This window comes from Rhizobium sp. PEPV16 (assembly GCF_008919455.1).
In the GTDB taxonomy this organism is placed as follows: Bacteria; Pseudomonadota; Alphaproteobacteria; order Rhizobiales; family Rhizobiaceae; genus Rhizobium; species Rhizobium leguminosarum_Q.
Genome location: NZ_VSZV01000245.1, coordinates 5,094 through 17,214, shown reverse-complemented (window position 1 = coordinate 17,214; position 12,121 = coordinate 5,094). Strand labels below are relative to the sequence as shown.

13 protein-coding genes and 1 pseudogene are annotated in these 12,121 nt (G+C 61.2%); 5 read left to right on the top strand and 9 right to left on the bottom strand.

Annotated features, from left to right (window positions below; all coding sequences use genetic code 11):
* Positions 1 to 447, bottom strand: a 447-nt coding sequence (locus tag FY112_RS09175) for an SDR family NAD(P)-dependent oxidoreductase (protein WP_151518223.1), incomplete at its 3' end; no start/stop codon positions are given.
* Between the two features lie 326 nt (positions 448 to 773).
* Here FY112_RS09175 and FY112_RS09170 point away from each other — a divergent pair.
* Genes FY112_RS09170 through mobB form a run of 3 tightly spaced genes read left to right on the top strand, consistent with a single transcriptional unit; the run spans position 774 to position 2,839 of the window.
* Positions 774 to 1,682: a DMT family transporter gene (locus tag FY112_RS09170; RefSeq protein WP_151518222.1), complete on the top strand. Its 909-nt coding sequence runs from the start codon at positions 774 to 776 to the stop codon at positions 1,680 to 1,682.
* A gap of 9 nt (positions 1,683 to 1,691) precedes the next feature.
* Positions 1,692 to 2,321 carry a molybdenum cofactor guanylyltransferase MobA gene (gene mobA, locus FY112_RS09165; RefSeq protein WP_151518221.1) on the top strand — a complete coding sequence of 210 codons (630 nt, stop codon included), beginning with the start codon at positions 1,692 to 1,694 and terminating at the stop codon, positions 2,319 to 2,321.
* Entirely contained in the window at positions 2,318 to 2,839 is a 522-nt protein-coding gene (gene mobB / locus FY112_RS09160) for a molybdopterin-guanine dinucleotide biosynthesis protein B (RefSeq protein ID WP_151518220.1), read from the top strand. Before mobA ends, mobB begins: the two co-directional genes overlap by 4 nt.
* Here the strand turns inward: mobB and FY112_RS09155 are convergent.
* From FY112_RS09155 to FY112_RS09145, 3 genes are all read right to left on the bottom strand, one after another.
* Complete coding sequence (locus tag FY112_RS09155; protein WP_077978356.1) at positions 2,771 to 4,936, bottom strand: hybrid sensor histidine kinase/response regulator; 2,166 nt, start codon at positions 4,934 to 4,936, stop codon at positions 2,771 to 2,773. The two genes, mobB and FY112_RS09155, sit on opposite strands and share 69 nt — an antisense overlap.
* Positions 4,911 to 6,422 carry an ATPase domain-containing protein gene (locus tag FY112_RS09150; RefSeq protein WP_131664991.1) on the bottom strand — a complete coding sequence of 504 codons (1,512 nt, stop codon included), beginning with the start codon at positions 6,420 to 6,422 and terminating at the stop codon, positions 4,911 to 4,913. Before FY112_RS09150 ends, FY112_RS09155 begins: the two co-directional genes overlap by 26 nt.
* Before the next feature lie 107 nt (positions 6,423 to 6,529).
* Entirely contained in the window at positions 6,530 to 7,423 is an 894-nt protein-coding gene (locus FY112_RS09145) for a LysR family transcriptional regulator (RefSeq protein ID WP_151518219.1), read from the bottom strand.
* 158 nt (positions 7,424 to 7,581) lie between these two features.
* Here FY112_RS09145 and FY112_RS09140 point away from each other — a divergent pair, with 158 nt between their 5' ends.
* Both FY112_RS09140 and FY112_RS09135 read left to right on the top strand, forming a co-directional pair.
* A complete protein-coding gene (locus FY112_RS09140; RefSeq protein WP_151518218.1) occupies positions 7,582 to 7,977 on the top strand; it encodes a cupin domain-containing protein in 396 nt (131 codons plus the stop codon).
* Positions 7,978 to 7,991: 14 nt separating this feature from the next.
* Positions 7,992 to 8,981: pseudogene (locus tag FY112_RS09135) on the top strand (aldo/keto reductase).
* An 88-nt stretch (positions 8,982 to 9,069) separates the two neighbouring features.
* Here the strand turns inward: FY112_RS09135 and maiA are convergent.
* The 5 genes from maiA to FY112_RS09115 form a co-directional block, all read right to left on the bottom strand.
* Positions 9,070 to 9,705: a maleylacetoacetate isomerase gene (gene maiA, locus FY112_RS09130; RefSeq protein ID WP_151518217.1), complete on the bottom strand. Its 636-nt coding sequence runs from the start codon at positions 9,703 to 9,705 to the stop codon at positions 9,070 to 9,072.
* Positions 9,706 to 9,724: 19 nt separating this feature from the next.
* Positions 9,725 to 9,886, bottom strand: coding sequence for a hypothetical protein (locus FY112_RS36670; protein ID WP_168288376.1), 162 nt, complete (start codon positions 9,884 to 9,886; stop codon positions 9,725 to 9,727).
* A 66-nt stretch (positions 9,887 to 9,952) separates the two neighbouring features.
* The gene (locus FY112_RS09125) at positions 9,953 to 10,369 is read right to left on the bottom strand and encodes an organic hydroperoxide resistance protein (RefSeq protein ID WP_017960752.1); all 417 of its coding nucleotides are present in this window, start codon (positions 10,367 to 10,369) and stop codon (positions 9,953 to 9,955) included.
* Positions 10,370 to 10,577: 208 nt separating this feature from the next.
* Positions 10,578 to 11,900 carry a HAMP domain-containing sensor histidine kinase gene (locus FY112_RS09120; RefSeq protein ID WP_131619800.1) on the bottom strand — a complete coding sequence of 441 codons (1,323 nt, stop codon included), beginning with the start codon at positions 11,898 to 11,900 and terminating at the stop codon, positions 10,578 to 10,580.
* The coding region (locus FY112_RS09115) for a winged helix-turn-helix domain-containing protein (protein ID WP_181018187.1) at positions 11,897 to 12,121 on the bottom strand (225 nt) is incomplete at its 5' end. The genes FY112_RS09120 and FY112_RS09115, both read right to left, overlap by 4 nt.

Below are 12,121 nucleotides of genomic sequence, written 5' to 3'. Positions count from 1 at the left end.
ACCGACGGTGTGGCCGACGAAAGTCGAGGTGAAGATCAGCGACCCGCCGCCTTTTCCCATCGCCGCCGACTGGTGCTTGGCGCCGACGAAGGCGGCGGTGAGATTGGTCTCGATCGTCTCGCGCCAGCCCTCCAGCGACAGCCCGGCGACCGGCCCCATCTCACCGAGGATGCCGGCATTGTTGAAGGCGATGTCGAGCCTGCCGAAGCGCGAGACTGCCGTCTCGACGAGCCGTGCCTGCAGCGCCTCGTCCCTGACATCGCCTGATATGGCGACGGCCTGTCCGCCCTCCGCCTCGATTTCTGTGATGACGGCATCGAGCGCATCCTGCCGCCGGCCGGTGACCACAAGCTTAGCGCCTTGCCGCGCAAAGAGTTTCGCCGCCGCGCGACCGATGCCGGAGCTTGCGCCGGTGATGATTGCGATCTTGTCGTTGAGAAGTGTCATATCGGTCTCTCCTGGGTTGTTGCGAGATCTGAGATGCTCAAACATCAGGCGATGCAGCCACCCGTTTCCCGCGCAGGAAGAGAAAAACGCCTATGGCCGAACCGGCAGCTCGACGGTGCGTCCTCATCGACGCCTTGATTGCGGCGTCGGAAATATCGGAATTCATCTTATAAAACGGGGATTTGCGGAAACCTGCGTCCACGCCTACGTTGACGTGGACGCCATTGTGCACCGCATCATCGATTTATGTTTTGTGTGACATTCATCCGATTCCCTTCATGCATCTTCGCGACTAAAAGGAGCGCACAGGTAACGGGAATCTCTTCATGCCGCGGTCACGCAATACTGAGGGCGCCATCTATATGAGCTTGGCGATGGCCGGTTTTTCCGCAAGCGACGCTCTGTCCAAATCGGTGATCGCCTATATGAACGCCGGCGAGATCATGTTCCTCCGCGGCCTCTTCACCAGCCTGCTCGTCTATCTGATCGCCTGGAGAATGGGCGCGCTGCGTTCCTGGCGCATCGTGCTGGAGCCGATGATCATCTTCAGGATCATCTGCGAGGCGCTCGCCGCCGTCACCTATATCACCGCGCTCGGCATGATGCCGATCGCCAATGCCTCGGCGATCCTGCAATCGCTGCCGTTGGTCGTCACCTTCGGCGCTGCCCTCTTCTTCGGCGAGCCGGTCGGCTGGCGGCGTTGGTCGGCGATCCTCGTCGGCCTCGTCGGCGTGATGATCATCATCCGCCCCGGCCCTGAGGGATTCACCGCCGCCGCCCTCCTCTGCGTCGCCGCGGTGCTGACGACGGCCGGCCGCGATCTCGCCACCCGGAGCATCAGTCCCGAGATTCCCTCGCTGATGATAACCGTCATCACCGCCATATCAGCCTCCTTCTTCGGCGCGCTCCTCATCCCGGTGCTCGGCGGCTGGCAGCCGGTCAGCGCTAAAGCGCTTGGGCATCTCGTGCTCGCATCGGTGCTGGTGCTCGTCGGCTACCAGTCGGTCATCCTCGCCATGCGCACCGGCGAAATTTCTTTCGTCGCGCCGTTCCGTTATACCAGCCTGATCTTCTCCTCTCTGCTCGGCTTCCTCTTCTTCGCCGAAGTGCCTGACAGCTGGACGCTCGTCGGGGCTGCGATCGTCATCGCCTCCGGCCTCTATACATTCTATCGTGAGGCCAAGCGCCGTGTGTCGCCGATCGCGCAGGAATCCGCGCCGCGCGCGCCGGTCTGAGGAAGGATGATGGCTGAATTCTCGCTCGACAGATCTGATATAGCAGGCGTCGTATTGGCCGGTGGCCGCTCGCAACGCATGGGCCGCGACAAGGCAGGCGTGATGCTTGGCGCCGAGAGCCTGCTCCACCATGTGCTGACCCGCCTCTCGCAGCAGGCCCCGCTCGTCGCGGTCAATGCCGATGCCGCCGCCGAGGGCGTGCCTGTCGTTCCCGACCGTTTTCGCGGCAAGGCCGGGCCGATGGCCGGCATCCATGCCGCTATGGTCTATGCCGCCGGCCTGCCCTCGATCACCCATGTCGTCACCGTCTCGGTGGATTGCCCGTTCTTCCCGGCCGATCTCGTCGCCCGGCTGGCGGCGGCGATCGAGCACTCGTCGCAGATCGCCATTGCCGCCTCCGAGGGCCGCAGCCATCCCGTCTTCGGGCTCTGGCCAGTGACGCTGGCCGCCGATCTCGAAGCCTGGATCGCAACCGACGAGAAGCGCCGCGTACGCGACTTCCTGTTAAGGCATGACGTTACGGAAGTGGCGTTCCCGCTGCATCCGACCCGCGCCAGCCTGCTCGATCCCTTCTTCAACATCAACACGCCCGACGATCTCGTCGAGGCGGAACGCTGGCTGGAGGCCCTTCGCGGATGACCGCACCGAAAATCTTCGGCATCGCCGGCTGGAAGAACTCAGGCAAGACGGGGCTTGCCGTCCGACTGGTGACGGAGTTCACCCGCCGCGGCTATAGGATCTCGACGATCAAGCATGCCCATCATGATTTCGACATCGACAAGGTCGGGGCCGACAGCTACCGCCACCGCCAGGCCGGCGCCCACGAGGTCACCATCGTCTCCGGCACCCGCTACGCCATCATGCACGAGCTGCGCGGTGCGCCGGAACCTGAGTTCGAGGAGATCCTCGCCCGCCTCGCCCCCTGCGACCTCGTGCTGATCGAAGGTTACAAGCGCGAGCCGATCCCGAAGATTGAGGCCCGCCGCCTGGAAGCGGCCAATCGTGAACCGTTGGCGCCGAGCGATCCCCATATCTGCGCCATCGCCGCCGATCATGCCGTCACGGACACGGCCTTGCCGGTCTTCGATCTAGACGACACAGGCACCATCGCCGATTTCATCGCTGACATCGTCGGCCTTGAACAGCCGAGGCTTTGAACCACCTGCGTCGCCGCCGGATCTAAGAAGCGGAGCCGTTTCGCTTGCCATTGCTTTGGCGATTTCCTTGGCGAGCTGAGCCTGATCATAGGGCTTTGCCAATCTCGGAAGATCGATATCGGTCCCGGCAGGAAGATCGGCGTAACCTGTCGCCAGCACGATCGGCAATGCCGGATAAATATCCCGCGCGGCCTGGGCAAGCTGTGCGCCAGTCATACCGGGCATTGAATAGTCGGTGATGACAAGGTCGAAATGCTGACCGCTACTGATCAGTTCCAGCGCCTGCGAGCCGGAGTTTGCTTCGACGACCTCGTGGCCGAGATCTTCAAGCATGTCGACCGAACTCATGGCGATCAAGGCGTCGTCATCGACCAGGAGGATCTTCAGTTTGGATGCGGCTTGCTCAACAACCACCTCCGACTCGGCCGGCACCTCGGTTCGCCAGGCCGTCGCCGGAAGCCACAATTCCGCGGTCGTCCCCACCCCAAGCTCGCTTGTCAGACGAAGTGCGCCATTGAGCTGAACGGCAAGTCCATGGATCATCGACAAGCCTAGGCCCGTGCCCTTTCCGAGTTCCTTGGTCGAGAAAAACGGATCGACTGCCTTCTTCAGGGTCTCCGCGTCCATGCCGGTGCCGCAGTCGGCCACCGCCAAGACAAGATAAGGCCCTTCGCCGAGACCACCCTTATCGCCGGCAACATTTTCCTCGCGTAGCGAGATGGACAGCGCCCCTCCGTCCGGCATAGCATCGCGGGCATTGACTGCAAGGTTGAGCAGCGCCAATTCGAGCTGGTTCGCATCAACCAGGGCCGGCGGCAGGCTTGTCGGCAGATTGGTTTCGATGCCGATCGAGGATCCGACCGAGCGCCGCAGCAGATCTTTCATGCCGGAGACCAGCTCGGTCAGATCGACGGGCTTGACCTGCAGATCCTGCTGTCTGGCGAAAGCCAGCAGCCGCTGCGTCAAGGCCGCCCCTCGCTGCGCACCCTGAATCGCCCCGTCGACCAGACGCGTCGCCTTGGCATCTCCGGCAACGTGCTTGCCGAGCAATTCAAGATTTCCAAGAACGACCATCAGCAAATTGTTGAAATCGTGGGCGACGCCGCCGGTCAACTGGCCGATTGCCTCCATCTTCTGCGATTGGCGTAGCTGCTCCTCGGCTTTTTCACGCTGGGCGACTTCTTCCAGCAGCGTCTGGTGAGCGGCGTTGACCTCCCTCGTCCGTTCCCGCACACGCTCTTCGAGGTTTTCATTGAGGCGTCTCAGATTTTCCTCGATGGTCTTGCGGGCGGTGGTATCGGAACAGACCCCGACGAGTTTCCTGGCGGAACCATATCTGTCGGAATAAAGCTGCGCATGGACCTCCGTCCAATGGAGTGAACCATCCGGCCAGATTGTCCTGTGCTCGATCGAATAGTCGCGTCCGGTATCGATCGTCTCGCGCAGGCGTGCCAGCACAAGATCCCGGTCGTCGGGATGGATGCTTGCGATCAGATCGTCGCGTGTGACATCATCGTCCGGCTTTCGGCCGAAGACTGCCTTGCAGGTGGCCGAGGCAGACAGGGCCATCGAGGATAGCTCCAGCTCCCACGCCCCAAGACGACCGGCTGCAAGCGCCGTCTGCAACCGTCGCTCGCCCTCGCCCAAAGCCTCGAGCTGAGCTTGAGCCTCATATTGGCGCAGGCGCCCTTTTAACGCGGTCCGCGCAATACTGATGAAGGAGGTCGCATGGAACGGCCTTTCCAGGAAAGTGACGTTGCCCAGAACCTCGGAAAGCCTGGCAGCGGCCGGATTTCGTTCAGGCCCGCCGCCGCGCGTGGTGAGCACGATGAACGGTAGATCGGACCAGCTTGGCTGGGCGGAGACCCAGGCAGCAATCGGCTTCAAATCGCTCCAGCGAACGGCCTCTTCGGTCAGCACGCCAAGCGCGATCTCATCGTTCAGTAAAGAGGCAAAGACATTCAGGTCGGCAGCCGTAATCGATGATAGGCCGGCTTCGTCGATTAGCGATACCGCCACCTGGGCATCACGTCCGGCGGGAGTATAGATCAATGCTTTCGGTTTGCCGGAATTAGGAATTGCCGCGATCCCCGCCATCAGTCGACAGGAGCGGCTCTGCGCCGGTGACAAATTCGGGAACGCCGCGAAGCACACCTTGGAACCCGACCAGAGGATCCCCGAACGTCAGCCCGGAACTGTCGATACGATACTCTCGGATTGTATCCTCATGCAGCCCAGTTCTTTTCTTGATCACGGAGACCGCTCGCCGCACCCTTCCCGCAGCCTCGAAGTAGCGCAGCAGTATGACTGTGTCCGCGAGGTAGGTCACGTCGACAGGCGCCTTCATGTCGCCGACAAGCCCATGCTGTGCAACGGTAAGGAAGGTATTGGCGCCTTGCCTGTTCAAATATTGAAGCAACTCATGCATGTGAAGGATCAGCGAATTTTCATCGGGCATAGACGCTTGATAGCCGTTGATGCTATCGATGATGACAGTCTTGGCGTGCGACTTGTCCACGCATTCGCGCACGCGATGCGCGAATTCACCTGGTGAGAGTTCAGCCGCGTCGAGCTGTTCGATGTGAATTAGACCGCTGCTCCTGAGCGTCTCGAGATCGATTCCGAGCGCCTTGAGCCGCGTAAAAAGCAGGCCAAGCTCTTCGTCGAAGATGAAGGCCGCCGCTCTCTCGCCACGCGCAACCGCCGCGACCAGGAATTGAAACGAGAATGTACTCTTGCCGGTACCGGATGGACCGAGGATAAGCGTACTGGAACCTCTCTCCACCCCCCCGCCCAATAGGAGGTCCAGTTCCGGAATATTTGAGGATAACTCGTCGCGGACGTAACTCGACCGATGTTCGGCGGCGACGAGACGTGGAAAAACAACGACGCCGCCGGTTTGAATGGTGAAATCGTGGAAACCGCCCCGGAAGGCTTGCCCACGGTACTTTGTGATCCTGAGCCGCCGGCGCTCAGCGCCGTAGCTCGGCGCCATCTCCTCGAGATGGATGACCCCGTGCACGACGCTATGCACCGTTTTATCAAGCACGTCGGACGTCAGATCATCGAGCAAAAGGACTGTCGCCCCCTGCCGGGCAAAATAGTGTTTGAGCGCAAGGATCTGGCGGCGGTAGCGCAGCGAGCTTTGAGCTAGAAGCCTTATCTCCGACAGGCTGTCGAGAACCACGCGACTTGGCTTAATCCGCTCGAAAGCGGCAAAGATCTCCTTTGTCGTCTCTCCGAGTTCCAGGTCTGATGAATAGAGCAGGCTCTGCTGCTGGTCGGCATCCAGCAGGCTTTCCGGAGGCACGACCTCGAAGACCTCGATATTGCCGTCGATCACCATGCCGTGCGATGCGGCACCGGCACGGAGTTCACTCTCGGTTTCCGAAAGGGTGATGTAGAGCCCCTGCTCGCCGAGCCGCGCACCTTCGATCAGGAACTGCAGGGCAATCGTTGTCTTGCCCGCCCCCGGATTTCCCTCCAGGAGAAACACGTGCCCTGGCGAAAGGCCCCCTGCCAGAATTGTGTCCAAACCGGACACTCCGGTCCGCGCTTTCATGGCAGGCACAGCAGTATTCATTCATTGTTTCCTTTAGTTTATACTGTGAATTAGTGGCGGTCGAAGGAATGTCAAATGGTCAAGCGCGTATGGTCCCAATGTGCTGATCCGAGGCTGGGGTCGGCGATTTAACTCCGATGGCGAAGCGCATCGACGACGAGGGCGAATGCCGGCGACGTATGCCGGCGGCTCGGGTAGTAGAGATGGTAGCCGGAAAATGGTGGGCACCAATCTTCGAGGACTCGCACCAGCCGCCCGTTGGCAAGATGTGCCTCGACCAAGTCCTCCGGCATGTAGGCGAGACCCATGCCCGCCAACACTGCGTTCAGCCGGAGCGCGATATTGTTGAAGACCAACTGTCCTTCGACGCGAACCCTGAGCTCGTGCCCGTTCTTTTCGAACTCCCATGCATAAACGCTGCCATAAGTCGGCAGGCGCAGATTGATGCAACTGTGGTCGGTTAGATCCTGCGGCGTTAGCGGCGTCGGCTTGCTGCCGAAATAGGTGGGAGCGCCGACCACGGCCATGCGCATGTCGGGGCCGATGCGCACCGCGATCATGTCTTTCGCCACCTGTTCTCCAAGCCGCACCCCCGCATCGTAACGCTCGGCGACGATGTCAGTCAGACCGTAGTCGACGATGATCTCGACATTGACATCAGGATAATGGGGCAAGAGCTGTTCCAAGGCGGGCCAGAGGACGACATCGGCCGCATGCTCGCCGGCATTGATGCGGACAGTGCCTGCCGGCTTCTCCCGGAATGCGCTTAAGGCAGCCAGTTCGCTCTCGATCTCGTCGAGCCGCGGCCCGATGGAGACGAGCAGACGTTCGCCGGCCTCCGTCGGCGAGACGCTGCGCGTCGTGCGTGTCAGCAATCGCAGTCCAAGCCGCTCCTCGAGCCCTCGGATGGTGTGGCTCAGCGCCGATTGTGAGACACCGAGCTTGCCCGCCGCTTTGGTGAAGCTTTGAGCGCGCGCGACGGCGAGGAAGGCGATGAGGTCATTGACGACGGGGCGCGGCATTTATGAAACTTTCTCATGGGTTCTTGCCGTTTATACCAACTAATCGCGGCCAAGCGCACGCGCTAAATATCCTGTCATCTCAGGCGGACCTGTCCTGCCCAGGCGGACGCGTCCGGCTGGACTGACCGGGCCACCCCGACATTGGAAGGAAGATAAAAATGGAGATCAAGCGAAGTGGTTCGCAGCCTTCGGCCAAAGGACCGGCCGATTGGTTTACCGGCAGGGTGCGTGTCGACCCGCTGTTTGCCGCTACCAACCCCGAACGAGCGGCTGGCGCCAGCGTTACCTTCGAGCCCGGAGCCCGCACCGCCTGGCACACCCATCCGCTCGGCCAGACGCTGATCGTCACATCGGGTTGCGGTCGCGTGCAGCGCGAAGGCGGTCCCGTCGAGAAAATCCGCGCCGGCGACGTCGTCTCGTTCGCTCCGGCTGAACGCCATTGGCACGGCGCATCGCCGACGACGGCAATGACCCATATCGCCATCCAGGAACAGCTCGATGGCAAGGTAGTCGACTGGATGGAGCATGTCACCGACACGCAATACCAAGGTTAGAAAAGGAAACGTCTATGCAGAAGCGTGAACTTGGAAAGAGTGGACTTCAAGTCTCAGCCATCGGTCTCGGCTGCATGGGGCTGAGCTATGCTATGGACCGGCGACGGACATTTCGGAGGCCATCGCGCTGATCCGGCGGGCATTTGAACGCGGCGTGACCTTCTTCGACACGGCCGAGGCCTACGACCCCTATAAGAACGAAGAGCTTCTGGGAGAGGCCCTCGCCCCCTTCCGCGAAGAGGTGGTGATCGCCACGAAATTCGGTTTCAACTTCGATGCCAATGGCGGCCAGAGCGGCATGAACAGCCGGCCGGAACAGATCCGCGCGGTGGCCGACCAGGCGCTGAAGCGTTTGAAGACCGATGTCATCGATCTCTTCTACCAGCATCGTGTCGACCCCGATGTTCCGATCGAGGATGTCGCCGGCACGGTCAAGGCGCTGATCGCGGAAGGCAAAGTCAGGCACTTCGGCCTCTCGGAGGCGGGCGCCCAGACAATCCGCCGCGCCCATACCGTCCAGCCGGTGGCGGCACTCCAGAGCGAATATTCGCCGTGGTGGCGCGAACCCGAACAGGAAATCCTGCCGACGCTCGAAGAACTCGGCATCGGTTTCGTGCCCTTCAGCCCGCTTGGCAAGGGCTTCCTCACCGGCGCGATCAGCGAAACCACCACCTTCGACAGCAAGGATTTCCGCAACGTCGTGCCGCGCTTTTCTCAGGAGGCGCGAAAGGCCAACCAGGTGCTCGTCGATCTCCTCGCGGAGATTGCCGCGCGCAAGAAGGCCACCTCGGCCCAGATGGCTCTGGCATGGCTGCTGGCGCAGAAGCCCTGGATCGTGCCGATCCCCGGCACCACCAAGCTGCATCGCCTCGAGGAGAACATCCAGGCCGCTGAGGTGGAACTGACGGCCGAGGATCTTGCCAGCATCGAAAGCGCGCTCGGCACGATCAAGGTAGAGGGTGATCGTTACCCCCGCCCATCTGCAGGCAAGGGTCAATCGCTGAGAAGCGGCCAAACGGGTAGCGACGTCTCATTCGAACACCAGAAGAAATGCAGCCGCAGTCGTTTGCGGCCGCTTCTTCATCAATCGCATCATTTCCTTGGCGCCGGCGCGTTCTCGTGAAAAGCCGGTATCGCCTCGAGCTTTGCGACGATCTCCGCGATATTAGGCCATTGCGTGAGATCGAACCCCAAGCGTCTCGCGCTGATCGCCTGCGGGAAGAGGAAGATATCGGCAATATTCGGGCGGTCTCCGACAACGAAAGCTCCTTGCCTGCGGCCGGCGATCATCGTCTCGACCGCACCCATGCCCTCACCGATCCAGTGACTGCTCCAGGCGGCGATGGCATCGGCGTCGGCTTGGAAGGCTGTTTTGAGATGCAGGCCGATCCGCGGCGGCAACAGCGCGTGGATCTCGGCTGCGATCGCAAGCGCGATCGACCGCGCCTGCGCCCGGCCTTCCGCGGTGTCAGGCAATAGCGGCGGTTCAGGCTTTATCTCATCGAGATATTCGACGATCGCCAGCGACTGGGTAATGAGGACGCCGCTGTCCGTCAGCAAGGCGGGCACGAGTCCCTGCGGATTGACACTGCGATATCCGGCCTGCCGGCTCTCGGAATCTTCGCCGAGGATGGTGACCGGCAGCGCTTCGGCCGTCAGGCCTTTCAAGGCGAGCGCGATGCGGACTCGAGATGTCGCCGAGGAAATTTCGTTTTGATAGAGTTTCACAGTCTTCTCCCTGGTGAGTCTAAAAGAGCAGCTGGAGCGGCGGTTGCTCCCGTGAGGATAAAGCTGCGGATGCCGCCGTCACGAGGCCGGCAAGTGGCGACGGCTCCTGTGAGCTTACATCGTAGATGCAGGGCGCTGCAAAAATCGCCGCACCCAGAAAGCAGATGATCATCAGTCTCATTGGTTCCTCCATCGACGAGGCCCGATCGGCCTCGTCATGTTTCCTTTTGGCGATCGATCCCATCTGTCAGGCAATGCTCAATTCGACATTGATATTGCCACGGGTTGCTTTCGAATAGGGGCAGGTGCGGTGCGCTTCATCCACAAGCGCCCTTGCCAGATCCGCTTCGATACCTGGCAGGCTGACCTTGAGGCGAGCCTGCAGGAAATAGTCGCCGTCGGTCGCCCCGAGATCGACCTCGGTGTCGACGGCAAGATTTGCGGGAAGCCTGATCTTCTGTTTAGCCGCAGCAATGCCGATCGCGCCGATGAAGCAGGCAGACCAGCCGGCGGCGAAAAGCTGTTCGGGATTGGTGCCGGCACGGTTGCTGCCTGGAGGCGAAAGCTTGATGTCCAATTCGCCGTCGTCGCTTTGCGAAGCGCCGTCGCGCCCGCCTGTCGTGTGGGTCTTGCCGGTATAGAGAACCTTGTCGATCTTTATCATGGAACACTCCTTTGTTGCGTCGCTAAAGGCGACTGGGTCGCTCAGCGCGACTGGTCGCGGTGCGCGACCGGGTTGACGGAGTGTGGTTTGACCGATGGATATATCCGCCATGTTTCCAAAAATGCCCGAAATGTCACAAAGCGTAGCAGCAGATATCGAGGACATGTTCGCATACAAAACGTCTCGAAATTTTGCAGCGCCCCTGATGTCAACGGATAGTGATTTCCGCGGCAAGCCCACCGCCGGCGCGATTGTAGAGCCGGAGCGACCCACCGATCTTGGCCGTCAGCTGCTGGGCGATCGCAAGACCGAGACCGGTGCCGCCGGTTTCCCGGTTGCGGGATTGCTCCAGCCGGAAGAAAGGCTGCATGGCAGCCTCGAGCATATCGTCGGGAATTCCAGGCCCGCGGTCCATGACAGTGATGATGATATCGTTTTCTGGGCTGCGCTCGACGCTGATCTCGGCGGCGCCGGCAAACTTCAGTGCATTGTCGATGAAGTTCGACAGGATGCGGCGAAGGGCATGCGGCTTGGTGAAAGCGGCACCCTGAACCAGGCCGATGACGGTGACTGCCTTTCCGATGTCCTGGTAGTCGTAGGCTATGCTGTCGATGAACGAGGCGAGATCGATGCGGGCGCTCTTCTCGCCATTGCCATGCGCACTGCGTGCATAGGCAATGCCGTCCTGAACGAGACGCTGGATCTCGCCGAGATCATGCACCAGCTTGTCTTTCTCAGGCGAATCCTCCGCCATATCGGCGCGCAGCCGCATACGGGTGATCGGCGTCTGCAGGTCATGCGAGATTGCCGCCAATATCTGGACGCGCTCCTCGAGATAATGGGCGATCCTCTCCCGCATCGCGTTGAACGCCCTTGCCGCATGCGCGACCTCGCTCGGCCCGGCCTCGCTCAAAGCCGGACCGTCCTTGTTCGGATCGAGAGCATCGGCGGCGGCGGCAAGCTCGCCAAGCGGCCGGATCGCCTGGCGAACCGCAAACCAGGTGCAGAGGATGAGCAGCGCCATCTGGACGATGAAGACATAGGGCAGCCATGCGGCAATCGGCATGACGCCCTTCGGCGTGACGTCGATCGTCAAGGGGCTTCCGTCGCTCAGCGTCAGATGCGCCTGCAATCGGTTCACATCGCCAGGAATCCGTTCGATACGGATTGGAAAGCGGTGCCCGATGGCCTCCTCGATCTTTCCTGAGATTTCCGCCCCTTTGCTTGACGTGTCAGGCACGCCGGGAAGGCCGGGCCCGAGCACGAAACGATAATTGCCGCGGCTCAGCCGGTCGAGCAGATCGCCGCGTTCGCCCGGCGGAAGCCGATCAAGAACCGCAATCGATGTTGCCACGTCGTTTTCCAGCGTGCCGAGCATCACCGCCTTGGCCGACATGTACCGCTCCATATAGAGCACACTGAACGACAACCCGTAGGCCAAGGCCAATCCGATCAGCAGGATGAGAAATATCCGCGACCGCAACGTGCTTGGCCACGTCAGGCCCGAACGCCAGTGGATTGCCGCCTTCATTGGCGCGGCTCCGATATTTCGACCGGAACCGAAAACACATAGCCTTCGCTGCGCACCGTCTTGATATAGGTCGGTTCGCGCGCATCGTCGCCCAGCCTCTGACGCAGGCGGCTGACCAGGAGATCGATCGAGCGATCGAAGAGATCGGCGTCGCGGCCCTGCGTCAGGCTCAGAAGCTGGTCGCGATTGAGCACACGCTGCGGATGGTCGATGAAGACGCG

Bases quoted from the DNA above. Each gene is read 5' to 3' on its own strand.
- FY112_RS09140 (WP_151518218.1), top strand. From the start codon at position 7,582: ATGGAGATCAAGCGAAGTGGTTCGCAGCCTTCGGCCAAAGGACCGGCC.
- FY112_RS09145 (WP_151518219.1), bottom strand. From the start codon at position 7,423: ATGCCGCGCCCCGTCGTCAATGACCTCATCGCCTTCCTCGCCGTCGCG.
- FY112_RS09150 (WP_131664991.1), bottom strand. From the start codon at position 6,422: ATGAATACTGCTGTGCCTGCCATGAAAGCGCGGACCGGAGTGTCCGGT.
- FY112_RS09125 (WP_017960752.1), bottom strand. From the start codon at position 10,369: ATGATAAAGATCGACAAGGTTCTCTATACCGGCAAGACCCACACGACA.
- mobB (WP_151518220.1), top strand. From the start codon at position 2,318: ATGACCGCACCGAAAATCTTCGGCATCGCCGGCTGGAAGAACTCAGGC.
- mobA (WP_151518221.1), top strand. From the start codon at position 1,692: ATGGCTGAATTCTCGCTCGACAGATCTGATATAGCAGGCGTCGTATTG.
- FY112_RS36670 (WP_168288376.1), bottom strand. From the start codon at position 9,886: ATGAGACTGATGATCATCTGCTTTCTGGGTGCGGCGATTTTTGCAGCG.
- FY112_RS09155 (WP_077978356.1), bottom strand. From the start codon at position 4,936: ATGGCGGGGATCGCGGCAATTCCTAATTCCGGCAAACCGAAAGCATTG.
- FY112_RS09120 (WP_131619800.1), bottom strand. From the start codon at position 11,900: ATGAAGGCGGCAATCCACTGGCGTTCGGGCCTGACGTGGCCAAGCACG.
- FY112_RS09170 (WP_151518222.1), top strand. From the start codon at position 774: ATGCCGCGGTCACGCAATACTGAGGGCGCCATCTATATGAGCTTGGCG.